14 protein-coding genes are annotated in these 16,280 nt (G+C 49.9%); 12 read left to right on the top strand and 2 right to left on the bottom strand.

The window, feature by feature from the left end; translation table 11 throughout:
* Positions 1–32: 32 nt before the first annotated feature.
* The 6 genes from lepB (at position 33) to acpS (ending at position 4,152) form a co-directional block, all read left to right on the top strand.
* Positions 33–800: a signal peptidase I gene (gene lepB / locus ACJJI4_RS13555; RefSeq protein ID WP_444925497.1), complete on the top strand. Its 768-nt coding sequence runs from the start codon at positions 33–35 to the stop codon at positions 798–800.
* Positions 801–853: 53 nt separating this feature from the next.
* Complete coding sequence (locus ACJJI4_RS13550; protein ID WP_444925496.1) at positions 854–1,294, top strand: DUF4845 domain-containing protein; 441 nt, start codon at positions 854–856, stop codon at positions 1,292–1,294.
* Positions 1,287–1,967: a ribonuclease III gene (rnc, locus tag ACJJI4_RS13545; RefSeq protein WP_282931964.1), complete on the top strand. Its 681-nt coding sequence runs from the start codon at positions 1,287–1,289 to the stop codon at positions 1,965–1,967. The genes ACJJI4_RS13550 and rnc overlap by 8 nt, the downstream gene beginning before the upstream one ends.
* A gap of 123 nt (positions 1,968–2,090) precedes the next feature.
* A complete protein-coding gene (era, locus tag ACJJI4_RS13540; RefSeq protein ID WP_282931965.1) occupies positions 2,091–2,990 on the top strand; it encodes a GTPase Era in 900 nt (299 codons plus the stop codon).
* Between the two features lie 92 nt (positions 2,991–3,082).
* Complete coding sequence (gene recO, locus ACJJI4_RS13535) at positions 3,083–3,769, top strand: DNA repair protein RecO (RefSeq protein ID WP_444925495.1); 687 nt, start codon at positions 3,083–3,085, stop codon at positions 3,767–3,769.
* Entirely contained in the window at positions 3,766–4,152 is a 387-nt protein-coding gene (gene acpS, locus ACJJI4_RS13530) for a holo-ACP synthase (protein ID WP_444925494.1), read from the top strand. Before recO ends, acpS begins: the two co-directional genes overlap by 4 nt.
* Here the strand turns inward: acpS and ACJJI4_RS13525 are convergent.
* Positions 4,149–6,980 (bottom strand): response regulator, encoded by a 2,832-nt coding sequence (locus tag ACJJI4_RS13525; protein ID WP_444925493.1) that lies wholly within the window; start codon positions 6,978–6,980, stop codon positions 4,149–4,151. The genes acpS and ACJJI4_RS13525 overlap by 4 nt on opposite strands.
* Positions 6,981–7,178: 198 nt before the next feature.
* Positions 7,179–8,341, bottom strand: a protein-coding gene (locus ACJJI4_RS13520; protein WP_444925492.1) for an IS3 family transposase whose coding sequence is annotated in 2 segments (ribosomal slippage) — positions 7,179–8,083 and positions 8,083–8,341 — 1,164 coding nt in all. Because the reading frame shifts where the segments join, the coding sequence is not laid out codon by codon here.
* Between the two features lie 195 nt (positions 8,342–8,536).
* On the opposite strand from ACJJI4_RS13520, the gene cysM reads away from it, so the two are divergent.
* The 6 genes from cysM to ACJJI4_RS13490 all read left to right on the top strand — a co-directional run bounded on the left by cysM (position 8,537) and on the right by ACJJI4_RS13490 (position 16,228).
* Positions 8,537–9,433, top strand: coding sequence for a cysteine synthase CysM (cysM, locus tag ACJJI4_RS13515; protein WP_413662739.1), 897 nt, complete (start codon positions 8,537–8,539; stop codon positions 9,431–9,433).
* A 639-nt stretch (positions 9,434–10,072) separates the two neighbouring features.
* Positions 10,073–12,319: a GTP diphosphokinase gene (gene relA, locus ACJJI4_RS13510; RefSeq protein ID WP_444911202.1), complete on the top strand. Its 2,247-nt coding sequence runs from the start codon at positions 10,073–10,075 to the stop codon at positions 12,317–12,319.
* A gap of 19 nt (positions 12,320–12,338) precedes the next feature.
* Positions 12,339–13,166: a nucleoside triphosphate pyrophosphohydrolase gene (gene mazG / locus ACJJI4_RS13505; protein WP_444925491.1), complete on the top strand. Its 828-nt coding sequence runs from the start codon at positions 12,339–12,341 to the stop codon at positions 13,164–13,166.
* A gap of 176 nt (positions 13,167–13,342) precedes the next feature.
* Entirely contained in the window at positions 13,343–13,996 is a 654-nt protein-coding gene (adk, locus tag ACJJI4_RS13500; RefSeq protein ID WP_282931972.1) for an adenylate kinase, read from the top strand.
* A 169-nt stretch (positions 13,997–14,165) separates the two neighbouring features.
* On the top strand, positions 14,166–15,164 hold the full coding sequence (gene hemH, locus ACJJI4_RS13495) for a ferrochelatase (protein ID WP_444925490.1): 999 nt from the start codon (positions 14,166–14,168) through the stop codon (positions 15,162–15,164).
* Between the two features lie 266 nt (positions 15,165–15,430).
* Positions 15,431–16,228, top strand: coding sequence for a hypothetical protein (locus tag ACJJI4_RS13490; protein WP_444897997.1), 798 nt, complete (start codon positions 15,431–15,433; stop codon positions 16,226–16,228).
* The last annotated feature ends 52 nt before the right edge of the window (positions 16,229–16,280 follow it).

Raw genomic sequence — 16,280 nt, 5'->3', positions numbered from 1 at the left:
CGACGAAAAATAAGGGATAGTAGAGAAAAGTAATGGATATAAATTTACCTCTGATTCTGCTGTGGTTGGTTGTGATTAGTGGCGGAATCTGGTTAGTTGACAGTCTGTTTTTCGCCCGTCAACGCAAGAAGAATGTCGGGGACCAGCAAGAAGATCCGATCGTTGTCGAGTACGCGAAGTCTTTCTTCCCGATTCTGGCGATCGTATTTGTTCTGCGCTCTTTTATTGTCGAGCCCTTCCAGATTCCTTCAGGTTCAATGATTCCAACATTGGAAGTCGGGGATTTTATTCTGGTCAACAAGTATGCCTACGGTGTGCGCTTGCCAGTGTCCCGAACCAAGGTAATGGATGTGGGTGAGCCCAAGCGCGGCGATGTCATGGTGTTCTTTCCGCCCCACAAAAACGATACTTACTACATCAAACGGGTGATTGGATTACCCGGTGACAAGATAGAGCTGAAGAACAATGTGCTTTATGTCAACGGTGAGATGGCTCGCCAAGAACTGATCCGGGCTATCCCGCCGAGTAACCCGCAAACAGAAGTTATGTGGGAAGATCTCGATGGCTATCGCCACGAAATGCAAAAAAGTGTCCGCCCTCGGCAGTACAGTAACTTTAGTGGCGTAGTGCCGGAAGGGCATTACTTTATGATGGGCGATAACCGCGATAACAGCCTCGATAGCCGGGAGTGGGGCTTTGTCCCAGAGAAGGATATCGTCGGCAAAGCTTTCGCCATTTGGATGCACTGGGACAAATTGCTCAGTTTGCCCAGCTTTAAGCGTGTAGGCTCAATCCAATAAAGAAACCAGCCGGGCGTTAGCCCGGTTATTTATAAAGGATAGAGGGCTAAATAATGAATAATCAGTACGATTCTTCCCTGCATCAACAGCGTGGTATGAGTTACTGGGGATTATTATTGGTTATTGCGATGGGTGGTTTTGTCTTAACCTGCATTTCCAAGATGGCACCGGCTTATATGGATGCTCGGTACGTTAGCGAGGGATTAAAATCCCTTGGTGATAATCCAAACCTGGAAACTATGACTGCTGGCCAAATCAAAAAAGAGCTGGACCGTTTTTTTATAGTCAACAATGTACGTGGAGAGCCTACCAAGTCGGTAAAGGTGGTTCGAGGGACAAAAGGTTCTGTGGTGAGTATCAACTACGAACTGCGCCAGCCATTGATATACAACGTTGATGTTGTAATGAAGTTTAATAAACAGTTGGATACTGCGAAACCTGAGCTTTGCTGTGATCCGCTAATCGATCTGGAGCAATTCCGCAAACGTGACTGATCTTTTATTGGAACGCCTTTGCAAGCGCCTCGGCCATGATTTTGATCAAGCCGAGCTGCTTGAGTTGGCTCTTACTCACCGATCCCACGGGAGTCGTAATAATGAGCGCCTGGAGTTTCTCGGCGACTCGATACTCGGGTTCACTATCGGCGCGGCACTTTACGAGCAGTTCCCCAACGGGCGCGAGGGGCAGTTGAGCCGCTTGAGGGCACAATTGGTTAGCGGTGAAACCCTGGCAAAACTTGCGCGGGAGTTGGAAATTGGCGATTGCCTGCGCCTCGGTGAAGGTGAAATGAAAAGTGGCGGCTTTCGTCGGGCATCGATTCTGGCCGATGCCGTAGAGGCTCTTATTGGGGCCATCTATCTGGATGCCGGTTTGGAGGCTGCGCGCGCCCGGGTACTTGAGTGGTTTGCATTGCGCTTGCAGGGCCTATCATTGGAGACTGTGAAGGATCCCAAAACTCGCTTGCAGGAGTGGCTGCAGGCTCGAAAAAAACCTCTGCCGGAATATAAAGTCGTAGATGTTTCTGGCGCTGAACACGCACAGCATTTTGTAGTGGAGTGCCGTGTCAGTGGCCTTACGCAGCCCGTAAAAGGCGAAGCCAGCAGTCGCCGTAATGCTGAAAAGACTGCGGCGGTGGAAGCTTATAAGCTCCTCACTGGGCAGGACTAACCTTACAATAGAAATGACGCGCCGGATCCATTTCCTGCATCGTAATGATAGCCCCTTTTATCACTGGGGGCGCTTCTGGCTCCGGGGCTTCCCGGAGACCTCAAACTCTTTCGGAGAAATTTCTTGAGCGAACAACCTTCTCGCTGTGGCTATGTCGCGATTGTCGGCCGCCCCAATGTGGGAAAATCCACACTGTTGAACCACCTGCTGGGGCAGAAACTCGCGATTACTTCGCGCAAGCCGCAGACCACCCGCCACAATATGCTCGGTATTAAAACCGAAGGTCCAAACCAGATTATTTTTGTCGATACACCGGGTCTGCACTCCGATCAAGAAAAAGCGATTAACCGCTATATGAATCGAGCTGCCGCCAGTGCTGCGCGGGATGTGGATGTAGTGGTGTTTGTTGTAGAGCGCACTCGTTGGAGTGAGGCAGACCAGTTGGTGGCAGATAAGCTGCGCGGTATTAAATGCCCATTAATTATCGCCGTGAACAAGGTGGATCAGCTCGAGGATAAAGCTGATCTACTGCCCCAGCTACAAGCCCTGGCTGAGGAGCATCCAAAAGCTGAAATTGTTCCCATATCAGCCTTGCGCAACGTAAATCTGGATACTTTGGAAGAGGTTATTCTGAAGCACTTGCCTGAGGGGCAGCATTTCTTCCCCGAAGATCAAGTGACTGACCGCAGCTCGCGCTTTCTCGCAGCAGAAATTGTTCGCGAAAAGATTATGCGTCAATTGGGTGCCGAGGTTCCCTACCAAGTTACTGTGGAGGTAGAGGAGTTTGCCCAAGAGGGTAAGGTCTTGCATATCAGCGCTGCTATTTTGGTTGAGCGGGCGGGCCAAAAACGTATCATCATTGGAAATAAGGGCGAGCGAATCAAACAGATTGGCAGCCAGGCTAGAGAAGATATGGAGCGCTTGTTTGATAGCAAGATAATGCTCAATTTGTGGGTGAAGGTGAAATCTGGCTGGTCTGATGATGAGCGGGCTCTGCGCAGTCTCGGTTACAGAGACGAGTAATCATCAGGGCAATTTCCCCTGGACCTATGAAAACGCCTCAACCGCCTCAACCCGCATATATCCTCCATTCGCGGCCCTATAAAGACTCCAGTTTGATCCTGGAGCTTTTCACTCCCGATTACGGCCGGCTGGGCTGTGTCGCCCGTGGGGCCCGCCGTGACAAGCAGCGCCGCCAACAAGCGTTGCAGCCTTTCACCCCGTTGCTTGTCACATTGATGGGAGCGGGTTCACTTAAAACGCTCGGTCCGGTCGAAAATGTTGGTGTACCACTATGGCTCAAGAGCCGAGCGGTTTATGCGGGCCTTTATGCCAATGAACTGATGGTAAGGCTCCTTCCCGAGGGCGAGGCGCATTACACGCTGTTTGCAGCTTATCAGAGCCTGCTGGAATCTCTGTCTCAGCTGGAGGGGCTCTCCAACCCTGAGCTGGAAGGTCCGCTTCGTCGCTTTGAGTTACAGCTGCTCCTGGAGCTCGGTACCTGCCCGTCCCTCAATATTTGCGGCCCGCAAGGAGACCCTGTAAGTGAAGATGGGGTTTATCGCCTGGATGATGAGTGGGGTCTAATTCCTGTACACCGCTCCAATGATGAGAGTCTGGGAGAGTGTTTTTTTTCAGGCGCCGAACTATCGGGGATGGACAGCGCTATGAATGGGGGTGGCTGGTCAGGTGAGGCTTTAGCACCTGCAAAGCGCCTTACACGATTATTGTTGAGGAAAGTATTGGGGGATAAGCCTTTGCAGAGCAGAGAGCTTTTTCGACAGGTTTACGGAAAAAAATGATTGTTAGTATTGGCACTGATATTTGTAACTACGGCCGTATCGAGGTGGCGTGGCAGCGCTTTGGTGATCGCTTTGTTGAGCGTGTTCTTAGCAGTGCGGAAAGGAAGGACTTTTATGCTATGGCTGAGCCCATCCGCGCTGCATATCTGTGCAAGCGATTTGCGGCGAAGGAGGCTGTAGCCAAGGCCTTGGGCACAGGGATTGGTGAAGGGGTTTCCTGGCAAGACATCGATGTCCGTCGCCGCAAGGGCGCTGCACCGCAGGTGGTACTGGCGGGCGCAGCTGAGGAGAGGGCCGAAAAACTTGGTGTGGACAGAATCCACCTCAGCCTGTCTGATGAAAAAGACTCGGCCCTGGCATTTGTCGTATTTGAATCCTGCTAGGCAACTACCTCCAGGCCAAAGAGTGCATCCAAGTCTTGTTCAGAAGCCCACTCGCGCAGGGCCCGGATCTCCCTGAGAACAGCATTGAGTTTGCGCTGGTCAAAGGCTTGGGCATCGGAGCCTTGGATAGTGCGCAATGCCTCTTGTAACACGCATGTTGATTCTCTCAAGCGTGAAACTCCGCAATAGCAGCAGCCACCATGCATGCGATGAGTGAGTTCGAACATGCCCTTGTAATCCCCAAGGTTGTACAACCTTTCCAGTTCTCTCTCATCTGAACTGAGGCCGTCGATCAACATGCGCAGCATGTCCCTGGCCAGCTTGGCATCGCCGTTGGCGAGGGTCAGGCATTCGCCAATGTCTACCAGGCGCATCTCCTCAATCTTCACTTTTTCTGCGGCCTGGGGAGTGATGATCTTAAGCCAGCGCTTGATCATATGGGAGAGCTGGGCCTCGCTAACAGGCTTGCTTAAGTAGTCGTCCAGTCCCGCAGACAGCAGGCGTGCTTTTTCTTCGGCGCCGGCGTGGGCGGTGAGGGCAATGATTGGAGTACGGCGGCCGGTCTCCTGCTCACGAATCAGGCGTGTAGCTTCGATACCATCCATTTCGGGCATTTGAATATCCATAAACACCAGGTCGAAAGCTCCCTGCTGCCAGAGTTGTAGAGCTTCTTCGCCGCTTGCTGCAATAACGACTTCTACATCTTGTGCTCGCAGAAGTTCGCCGACCAGTCGGCGGTTTGCCGCGTGGTCATCCACTGCCAGCACACGCGGAGGTGCAGGCCACGGTAGCGCCTGTACCCCGCCACTAACCCGCTGTTGCCCTTGCTGTGGTACTGCTCGTTTCAGGGATCGCAGCAAATTGTCTCTGGTGACGGGTTTGCTAAGGAAAGTGAGAGTGCGGGTGCGCAGTTGGTCGTAGCAGCGACGCAATTCAGCGGGTGGGCCCAGTACGATCACGCGGCACTGATAGGTATCAACCAGCGACTGCACTTTGCTACTGAAATTATCAAAATCACCTTTGGCAGTAGCTGTATCGATAATAACCGCATCCGGTAAGGCATCGTGCCGCCACATTTGCTCGATTGCCGGTTGCAGAGTATCGGTATCGCCGAGTTCTATGGGCTCCACTTGCCATTGGCTGAGTAGCTGAGCTACCTGGGTCCGTGTAACTGGGTTGGGGTCTGCAAGTAAAATTCGGCAGCCAGGATATTGAATACGCGGATACATGCCTCGATTGCGTTCAGCCTGGAGGGAAATTTGCACCCAACAGGTGCTGCCGTCATTGGCTGTTTCTTCAATACCTGTGCAGCCGCTCATCCTCTCAACTAGGCTGCGGGCTATAGACATCCCTAAACCATTTGCGCTGATTTGTTGGGTGAGCTGTGGGGACTTGCTGGTGAGGATGTTTTCAATTTCACGGCGACCAGCCTCGTCAAGACGGTTACCCAGGCCGGTAACCGAAATACGGAGTACAAGTTCTGAGTTATTAATGCTATGTACTGACAAGCGCACGGGGATATTGCCATTTGCCGAGCTGCGCACCGCGTTACCCACCAAGTTTGTAAGTATTTGCTTTATTCGCAACGGGTCTCCGATTAAAGTGGGAGGGAGTTGAGAATCGATCAAGGGCACCAGTTCCAGATGGTGCTCATAGGCGTTTGGGGCCAGTATTTGCAGGGTCTCTTCAAGTAGTAAGCCAAGGTCCATAGGGATATGGTCAAGGACCAGGTTGCCGGACTCAATGCGGGAAAAGTCCAGGATGTCGTTGATGGTAGTCAACAGGTTTTCCGATGAACGTAAAATAGTTTGCAGGTAATCCTGCTGTAGCTCATCAATTCCAGTTTTTAATAACAGGTTGGTAAAACCGATAATGCCATTTAAAGGTGTGCGAATCTCGTGACTGGTATTGGCTAGGAACGTCGATTTAATCCTGCTTGCTTCCTGCGCCCTTTTACGTGCTAAGTCCAGCTCAATATTTTGTTCTTCCATACTGTCCAGGGATTGGCGCAGGTCATCCATAGACTGGAGCAAGTTGGCTTTGTATTCCTGTTGGTAACTGGACAGGTTTTCAGCCATCTCGTTAATTTGGTTTCCCAGTTGAGCGAGTTCTCGATTCTCCGTTTCATGGGTGCGTCGATCAAACTCACCTCTGCCAATCGCCTCCAGAGTATGCCCCATTCTAATCAGGCTGTGAGCAAAGCGCTCAGACATGATGACCGACCAGGCCAGCGCGGCTAGGGTACAGAGAATCAACCCTACCAAGCCTACGAGTAAAACTTGGTAAGTTCCCACCAGGAAATAGGGGCGATGTAGCTCAATACTTATCCAGCAGGTGGTGATATCGCCTTTCAATGGTTGTAAAACCTGAAGGGTCTCATCATCTTCAAAAATAAAGGGTTCGCGCTTGTTAAGGGTGTCCCTGCTAATGGGGGTGCGTGGACGCGGCCCGACACTGGCCAGCAAGCTGAGTCCGGTGCTGGGGTTGAGGGCTAGCTTAGGGCTGGGTTCGGTGGAGTAGACATGAACAGATCTGACCATATCCTTTTCTAGCATAAGCGCCAGCAAACTTTTACGCAGCCATTCCATTCTAAGTTCAGCTGGATGGCCCCCGCTCATCTCAATTAGTTCAGCTAGCTGTTCGGCGCTGGCTCGACCGTGGCTTAATAGTAATTGGCGACGATCGTGCATTTGCTGCAGGGTGAAAACGAGAGCGAGGAGCAAGGACAGTATTAGTGCGGGTGCTACAGTAAGGCGAAATACCAGGGTTCGTAAGGATCGAGGTTGCTCTGGTTCCTCGATTGAGAGAATAGGGTTGCCTGGGGCCATGTTAAGAGGGGCCTTGTACGATTATTTTTCCCTTATTTTACCGTTATGTACATCTGAGCGCACTCATTCACTTATCAGAAAATGCTTCTTTTTTGTCACAACATGCGCGTTTTAGAGGCTTAAAGATTCACTTTGCCAAGATTAGATAGCGCGGCATAGCCATCTGAATGATCCTACCCACCAACAACGGACACACCACTAAGCGACTAGTTGTTCCTCAAACGCCTCAGGGCTGAGATAGCCATTGGCGCTGTGTAAGCGATTTCGATTGTAGTCTATTTCTATATACTCAAATACGGTTTCCCGCATGAGGCACCTTGTAGGAAAGCGGTTACCATGGATTACTTCTACCTTAAGTGAGTGGAAGAACGTTTCTGCGCAGGCGTTATCATAGCAGTTACCTTTGGCGCTCATGCTGCACCGCAGATCATAAGCTGTAATTAAAGATTGATAATCTGTAGAGCAATATTGGCTTCCCCTGTCAGTATGCACGATAACATTTGTAGGTTTCTTACGTCGCCATAAAGCCATTTGAAGGGCGTCACAGACCAATGTAGCTGTCATCGTTTCTGACATCGCCCAACCAATAACCAGCCGACTATATAGGTCTATCACTACAGCCAGATATAACCAACCCTCTTCTGTTCGTAGGTAGGTAATATCCCCGACCCATTTCTGATTCGGCGCTTCAGTATTGAAGTTCTGCTCGAGCAGATTTGGGGCCACTGGCAGACCATGTTTTGAGTAGGTTGTGGCTTTATATCTCTTGGCGGCTTTAGCCCGTAGGCCCTGTCGACGCATGCTGGCAGCAACTGTTTTTTGATTATATTTACTCCCCTCACTGGCCAATTCCCTCGTCAGGCGAGGGGCGCCACTACGTTCTTTACTGGCTATAAAGCGCTGCTGTACCAAACCATCAAGCTCCATTTGGTACTGCTGGCGCTTGGATTGATCGGCCGATCTTGACACCCAATCGTAAAACCCACTGCGAGATACGCTCAATACCTTAGCCATCGCTTTGATGCTGAACTTATGCCTGTGCTTTAGCATGAAGGCGTACCTCATTTCAGGCTCTTTGCAAAGTACGCTGCGGCCTTTTTTAAGATCGCCAGCTCCTCTGCCTGCTCAGCCAGCTGCCGCTTAAGGCGAGCATTCTCTGTGGCCAGCTCTCTCTCGGCATCCCCTCGGCTCTGATGTAACTTAGCCTTGCTTCGCCATCCGTAAATCTGGGAAGGATGTAACCCAAGCTGTTTAGCGGCAACGCTTACCCCTACCTTGACCGCCAGTGCTAGGGCATCTTTTCTATATTCCTCTGAGTATTTTTTACGAGTGGTTTTGGTTGATTTACTTGATCGTGTCATAGGGCACCTCTGCTGCGTAGTTTATCGCTTAAGAGAGTGTCCGTCTTTGGTGGGTAGGATCAGAATAATACCGCTTCAGGTATATCTCCCTTAATAACCTGGGTAGGGAGTAGACCAAAATAGACGGTATTTAGTGCATAGTACCGCTTACTGTACACTTGGACTCCGCGAGATTTTTCTGGAATTTATTGCATTATGGATTATCCAACAATTGCTGACTGCGTAGGCAATACCCCGCTGGTTAAACTACAGCGCCTGCCAGGTGATACCAGTAATACTGTTTTGCTCAAGCTGGAAGGCAATAACCCTGCGGGTTCGGTAAAAGACCGCCCGGCACTTTCAATGATCAACCATGCGGAAGCTGCAGGATATATTTCTCCAGGAGATACCCTGATTGAAGCGACCAGCGGTAATACGGGAATTGCCCTGGCAATGGCTGCAGCGATTAAGGGCTATCAAATGATATTGATTATGCCCGACAGTGCTACCGAGGAGCGCAAGGCTTCAATGACAGCTTATGGCGCTGAGTTGATATTGGTTAGCGCTGAAGAAGGTATGGAGGGTGCGCGGGACTTAGCTTTGCAAATGCAAGAGGATAAAAAAGGATTGGTACTGAACCAGTTTGCCAATAGCGATAATCCCCTGGCTCACTATGAGGGAACCGGTCCGGAGATTTGGCAGCAGACCTCTGGAACGGTGACTCACTTTGTCTCCTCAATGGGTACAACCGGTACCATTATGGGATGCGGGCGTTACTTGAAGGAGCAAAACCCCGATATTCAAATCGTTGGATTGCAGCCAACTGAAGGCTCCAGTATTCCGGGGATTCGCCGTTGGCCGGAGGCATACTTACCTAAGATTTTTGTTCCTGAGCAAGTGGATATGGTCATGGATATGGACCAGCGAGAAGCTGAGGATATGACTCGCAGGCTAGCGAAAGAAGAGGGTATTTTTTGTGGCGTTTCCTCTGGAGGGGCGGTAGCCGGTGCTTTAAGGCTGTCTGCGCAGCTAGAAAATGCGACGATTGTTGCAATTGTCTGTGATCGTGGAGATCGTTATTTATCTTCAGGACTTTTTGCCTCCCCAAAATAGTTCTTACTTTTATTCTCTAATTTATCTTATTTTATTGATCAATGCTGGAAATAAAGTGCTTTAACTCCAGCATTGTGCCTGATATCTACTAGCAAAAATTTTGTGAGATTCGCAGCTTTGTAAAGTGATTCGCCAATCAATTTACAATCATCTCTTTTGCCCCTTTTTTTGGGGGGAGCCTCTAATCCTCCTGCTATATGTGCATTGCCAGTTAAAAAAAGCAATAACTAAGCCGATAAATACAAAAAACTGATAGTTTGTAAAGTTCGGTAAAGCCTTGTTTTGTGTTCATGTAGAGGTGGAGAAATTCACTTTTAAGTAACAAATGCAACCTGTTCACTTCTCTCGATATTCCCCAATATCACAATTTTAGTTTTCTATAGGCATTGGTTTTGCAGGTTTGCTGTTGGTTAAAAGGTCAACAAGCTGGACAAGACTTATACCCTCCCACTCAAATTGGTACGAAAAACTGCTGAATTTCGCGCAGCTTATTGAAATGTATACAGAAAATCATGGACTTTGGTGAGTTCAAACCTATGATAGAGAAGCGCTTAATCCAGCATGAGCACTGAGTAAATGTGCTGCTAAGCCAGGTAACGACAAAATTATGCCAATAACACAAATGACTCTTGTTAAAAGATGGTTCAAGTAAGAAAGCATCATTCCTTTGGTGGAGAAGGTGAACTCGACCTTGAATCCTGGTTGCGCCATGTACAGAAGCTCGCGGGCCTGGATGGTTCTGCGATAGTAACTTTGCGGCGCGCAGCTGAGGTGAGTGCCGAAGCAGAACAGCGAGCAATTGAGGCGGAAAATATCTGGGCTGAGGGCGCTAGCAGTTTTGCCACAGGCCTTGAGATGGCTGAGATTCTCGCCGACTTACAAATAGACTCAGAAGCACTTGTCGCGGCGGTGCTGTACCGTGCCGTACGTGAAAAACGCCTGCCACTGCAAGCTGTGGAAAAAGAATTTGGTGAGCGAGTTGCCAAGTTGATTCGTGGTGTTTTGCGTATGGCTGCGATTCGCAGTCGCAGCGCAGATACCGGAGAAGAAAGCCCGAGTGGTGCGGTAGAGGAACATTCAGAGAATATCCGTCGTATGCTGGTAGCATTGGTCGACGACGTGCGAGTTGCTTTGATCAAACTCGCTGAGCGTACCTGTGCTATTCGTGCTGCAAAAAACTCAGAGCCGGCTAAACGCCAAAGAGTTGCTCGTGAAGTGGCCGATGTTTATGCACCCCTTGCCCACCGCCTGGGAATTGGTCATATCAAATGGGAATTAGAAGATCTATCTTTTCGCTATCTTGAGCCGGAAGATTACAAGCAGATTGCTCGCTTGCTGGATGAGAAAAGACTGGCTCGGCAGCAGTATATCGATGAGGTATTGGAGCTATTGCGCTCTGAACTCGAGCGCGCCCATATTGAAGGTGATGTCTACGGGCGGGCAAAGCATATCTATAGTATCTGGCGGAAAATGCGCCGGAAAAATATCGGCTTCTCCCAGGTTTATGATATTCGCGCAGTGCGTATTCTTGTCCCAACTGTAAGGGATTGCTATGCGGTTCTGGGTATAGTGCACAACCTCTGGCGCAACATACCGAATGAATTCGATGATTATATCGCCTCCCCCAAAGAAAACGGTTATCGCTCTCTGCACACGGCTGTAATTGGCCCCGAGCGAAAGGTGCTCGAGGTTCAGATCCGAACTTTTGCTATGCATGAAGAGGCGGAATACGGTGTTTGTGCTCACTGGCGTTACAAGGGCACTGATCTTAAGAGCGAGAGTAAAGATAGCTACGAGCAAAAAATATCCTGGTTGCGTCAGGTGCTCGACTGGCATGAAGAGGTGGGAGGTAACCCACTACAAGATGATTTGCGCTCCAGTGAGGCAGATTCACGTATTTATGTATTTACCCCCGGCGGTCATGTTGTAGACCTGCCTCGGGGTGCAACACCATTAGATTTTGCCTACAAGATCCATACAGAAATTGGTCATCGTTGCCGCGGGGCTAAAGTAGATGGCCGAATCGTGCCGCTCAACCACCGGTTGGAGACAGCCAATCAGGTTGAAATCCTCACAGGAAAACTCGAAGCTCCGAGTCGCGATTGGCTCTCTTCGGGCATGGCCTATATCACTACCTCCCGTGCGCGAGCCAAGATTATTCACTGGTTTAAGCAGCAGGCTCGGGATCAGAATATCGCCGATGGCCGCAGTATTCTCGACCGGGAATTTAAGCAGCTGGCGCTGAGTGATTTCGATTTCGATAAGTTGGCAGCCAAGCTCAACATGCATTCCCTAGAGGACCTCTATGCGGCAGTGGGTGCCGGTGATATAGGCGTGGGTCAGGTTCTCAACGCAGCCCAGCGAATGGTGAAGGTCGACAATGTGCCTCGGGTACCATCGCTGACGGCTCCAGTTGCCCGGGGAGAAGGCAAGGCAGATGTTTATATCGACGGAGTGGGTAATTTGCTCACCCACATTGCCGGCTGTTGTAACCCCGTTCCAGGCGATGAAATTATGGGATATATCACCCTTGGGCGCGGGGTTTCAATACATCGTAAAGACTGCGCAAATATGCTGCGTATGCAGGTTGAGGAGTCTGAAAGGGTACTCCAGGTAAGTTGGGCGGAAAAACCCCGCGAACTTTACGCCGTTGAAATTATGATCGAAGCCTACGATCGCCAGGGCCTGTTGCGGGATGTCACAGTGATGCTGGACAGTCAGAAAATTAATATTACCGCTATGCAAACCCGCTCTAATAAGAACAAGCATACGGTAGAAATGATCGTGACTGCTGAGATCCACAACTTTGAAGAGTTGAGCCAGGTTTTACATCGGATCAATCAACTGCCCAATGTGGCAGCGGCAAAGCGACGAATTCTGCGCTGAACGCTGAGTAAGGAATAACGTGGAAAATAATTATTCTGTGGAGGACCTCCTCCACTTGATGGCTCAGCTTCGCAGCCCTGAGGGCGGTTGCCCTTGGGACCTGAAACAGGACTTTGCCAGTATTGTCCCCTCTACCATTGAAGAGGCCTATGAGGTAGCAGAGGCTATTGAGCAGGAAGACTTTGAGCACCTGCACGAAGAGCTCGGAGATCTGCTCTTCCAAGTCATTTTTTATGCCCAGTTAGGGCGTGAGAAAGACCACTTTGATTTCCCCCAGATTGTTGACACTTTGGTAAGCAAACTAGTGCGCAGGCATCCCCATGTCTTTCCAAGTGGAACCCTCTACGGCGACCGCTCTGCCGAAGCTCTTGATGAAGCTGAAGTAAAGAGGAATTGGGAGGCGATTAAAGAGGCCGAACGCACTGCTAAAGGGGATGCAGGAACCCTGGCAGGAGTGGCTGTGGGGCTGCCGGCTTTGACGCGTGCGGCCAAATTACAGAAGCGCGCCTCCCGTGTCGGTTTTGACTGGCCCAATATTGATGGTGTCCTTGATAAGATTGAGGAAGAAGTTGCAGAGCTGCGAGAGGCTGTGACAAATGGGGATATGGAGCATGCAAAGGAGGAGCTGGGGGATCTGCTTTTCTCTTGTGTGAATGCATCCCGCCACCTGAAGGTTGATCCTGAGGCAGCTTTGCGGGGGTGTAGTAGGAAATTTGAGCGGCGTTTTGGTTATGTTGAGTCCAGTTTACACAGTGAAGGTCGGCAAGTATCAGAGGCAACGCTGGAGGAACTGGACAGACTTTGGGACAAGGCCAAAGTTCAGCGGGAGCCCGGTGCTGATAGCTAGGGATCTTAACAGGCTTACATAGAGCGGAGCTTTAAGCCCCTTTTAGTACTCTGTGGTTTGTATGGATTGTGGGGGTATCGGTAGCAATCTTGCCCAATCTGAGGTGTGAGTGTAAGGTAGCGCTCTTTTAGCGCGGCGGCTTTTGGTTCGTCGATAGTATTGGAGGCTTACTGAACATGCGAATTATTCTCTTGGGCGCGCCGGGAGCCGGCAAGGGCACTCAGGCTCAATTCATAACAGAGAAGTTCGGCATTCCGCAGATCTCCACCGGCGATATGCTTCGCGCTGCGGTGAAGGCGGGTACCCCTCTTGGCCTACAGGCCAAGGATGTTATGGACGCGGGAAAATTGGTTTCTGACGACCTGATCATTGCGTTAGTTAAAGAGCGCATTGCCCAGGAAGACTGCGCTAAAGGGTTCCTGTTCGATGGTTTCCCTCGCACCATTCCCCAGGCTGAAGCCCTTCTGGAAGCCGATGTACATATCGATCATGTTCTGGAGATCGCTGTTGACGATGAAGAAATCGTAAAGCGTCTCTCGGGCCGCCGGGTTCATGAAAACTCTGGTCGCGTCTATCACATCGTATACAACCCGCCCAAGGCTGAGGGTGTCGATGATGTGACTGGCGAGGCACTGATCCAGCGTACAGATGATACTGAAGAAACTGTTCGCAACCGTTTGGCGGTTTATCACGAGCAGACGGCACCACTGGTAGGCTTCTACCGCGAGCTGGAAGCACGCTCTCCTGAAGCGGCTCCCAAGTACAGCAAGGTAATGGGTGTTGGCGGTATGGATGAGATTCGCGAGAAAGTGTTGGAAGCGCTCAGCTGAGATCATCGCTAACATTTTTTAAAAGCCCCCACTTGGGGGCTTTTTTGTATCTCCAGAAGTGATATTGAGCGAGTTGATCACGGCGGTATTGGCCTGGCAGTATGCGCTCTTCCCTGCCTGATAACTGGCAGGATTTCTTGAAGGGATAAGATTTCTAACGGGGCGGTTTATGTCTACGGCAATAATTTTGATGAATTTGGGTACTCCAGCTGAGCCCACACCTACAGCAGTAAGAAGTTTTTTGCGGGAATTCCTTTCAGATCCGAGGGTTGTCGAGATACCGCGGCCAATCTGGCTGACCATATTGAACTGCTTGGTACTGCCTTTTCGTCCACAACGTATTGCTCCTGCCTATGCGGAAATATGGAATAGCAGTGCAGATGAAACAAAAGTGGAAGGATCGCCGCTTCTCTACTATACGCAGAAGCAAGCAGAGCTGTTGCAGCAGCGTTTAAAAGCAAAAGGTTGCGATGTCGCTGTTGAATATGCCATGACTTATGGTGAGCCCCGCCTCGACAACACCATAGAAACTCTGCGCGAGAAAGGTTTTGAGTCTTTTATAGTGCTTCCCCTATATCCCCAATATTCGGCTACCACAACTGCAGCAATTTATGATCAGGTGGCGCAAATTTTTCGCAATAGTCGCGATATTCCGGATATTTCTCTGATTCGAGATTATTACCAAAATCCGCTCTACATAAAATCCCTGGCCAATTCAGTAAAAGAACACTGGGAAAAAGCAGGGCCAGCGGAAAAATTGTTACTTTCATTTCACGGTATCCCAAAAGCCAATGTTGATAAGGGGGACCCCTATTATCGCCATTGCATGGAAACCGCACGGTTATTAGCGGATGAACTAGAAATCAGTGAGGATAAGTGGCAAGTCACATTTCAATCGCGCTTTGGTAAGGCAGAGTGGCTACAGCCATACACCGATAAGACCCTTATTGAATGGGGTAAAGCAGGAGTTAGTAGTGTCGATGTAATTTGCCCGGCTTTTTCTGCGGATTGCCTGGAAACATTGGAAGAAATTTCGGTAGAGAATCGCGCTAATTTTATTGATGCTGGGGGCAGTGACTACCGATATATTCCTGCATTAAATTTGCGTGAGGATCATATAGAGGCGCTTGCGGGAATTGTGCAAACTAAGCTCAATGGGACAAAATAATTTCTACCAAAGTGCTAAAACGGGACCCAAAAGTGAAAATTGATAAGAAAAATATACTTTTTTTATAAAAAGTTTCTCATTTTTCGCTTTTTTACTTGCAATGCCGGGTATTTTTATTAACTTTGATAAAGTTGTATCGAAATAGGCGGTGCGGCGCTCTGCATAAGTAATAAAAACGGCCGATTCCAGTTTTTATTCGATAGCTAAAAGGCAATGCTGCCGGCACACTTTTGGATGTACTTCTTCTTTCAGTGAGGAGACAAGGGATGGCAAGAGTAGTAAAAAAAGGTACACGCGCGAAACGAGCAACTAGTGCGACCGCAGCGTCGCCAGCGGTCGTGAAAGCGCAGAAGGCGGTAGATTCAGCGACCAAATCGCTGGATGCGCAAATGGACCGTGTTGCTAAGGCTAAGGCTCGAGCGCAGAAAAGTAATGCGGCAACAGCGAAAACTTCGCTGGCCAGTGCCAATAGTAAGGCAAAGGATTTGCGCGCCAAGCTGGCAGCGGCAAAGATGGATCTTGCCAAAGCTAAGGCTATGGATGCCGTACATATGGCTGAAGCTGCTGCAAAAGAAAAGGTGGAAAGTCTCTCTAAGAGCCTCTCCAGCAAAGCAGATAAAGAGTTAGCTGCCGCACTCAAGGCATTTGAAACACGCTGGGTAAAAACCAAAGAAAAGGCTCATGCCAAGAAATTGAAGGCTGCTGAGAAGAAGGCTGAAGCTAAGGTTAAAGCAGCTGCAAAGAAAGCTGCCGCTAAAGTTAAAGAGTTAGAGAAGAAGGCTAAAGCCAAATTAAAAGCCGAAACTCAAAAGGCCAAGAAGAAACCTGCAGCCAAGGCCACAGCAGCGAAAAAGCCCGGACGCCCCAAGAAGGCCGCTACAGCGACGGCGAAAAAAGCCGGCCGTCCAAAGAAGGCAACTTCAGCGGCTAAGCCAGCAAAAAGAGTCGGACGACCCAAGAAAGCGACTGCGACAGCAGCTGCTAAGAAGGCTCCAGCCCGTCGCGGCCGTCCACCGAAGGCTGGTGCTGCCCGTCGAGGCCGGCCACCGAAAAAGGCCGCCTAGGGTCATATATATGGGCTCAACGATGTGAACTTTGGCAGGCTCCTCATAAACC

The organism is Microbulbifer maximicatervae (SeqCode) (assembly GCF_052467305.1).
This window is presented reverse-complemented; position numbering and strand designations above follow the sequence as displayed.

Bases quoted from the DNA above. Each gene is read 5' to 3' on its own strand.
- cysM (WP_413662739.1), top strand. From the start codon at position 8,537: ATGGATTATCCAACAATTGCTGACTGCGTAGGCAATACCCCGCTGGTT.
- ACJJI4_RS13525 (WP_444925493.1), bottom strand. From the start codon at position 6,980: ATGGCCCCAGGCAACCCTATTCTCTCAATCGAGGAACCAGAGCAACCT.
- adk (WP_282931972.1), top strand. From the start codon at position 13,343: ATGCGAATTATTCTCTTGGGCGCGCCGGGAGCCGGCAAGGGCACTCAG.
- relA (WP_444911202.1), top strand. From the start codon at position 10,073: ATGGTTCAAGTAAGAAAGCATCATTCCTTTGGTGGAGAAGGTGAACTC.
- hemH (WP_444925490.1), top strand. From the start codon at position 14,166: ATGTCTACGGCAATAATTTTGATGAATTTGGGTACTCCAGCTGAGCCC.
- acpS (WP_444925494.1), top strand. From the start codon at position 3,766: ATGATTGTTAGTATTGGCACTGATATTTGTAACTACGGCCGTATCGAG.
- ACJJI4_RS13490 (WP_444897997.1), top strand. From the start codon at position 15,431: ATGGCAAGAGTAGTAAAAAAAGGTACACGCGCGAAACGAGCAACTAGT.
- ACJJI4_RS13550 (WP_444925496.1), top strand. From the start codon at position 854: ATGAATAATCAGTACGATTCTTCCCTGCATCAACAGCGTGGTATGAGT.
- lepB (WP_444925497.1), top strand. From the start codon at position 33: ATGGATATAAATTTACCTCTGATTCTGCTGTGGTTGGTTGTGATTAGT.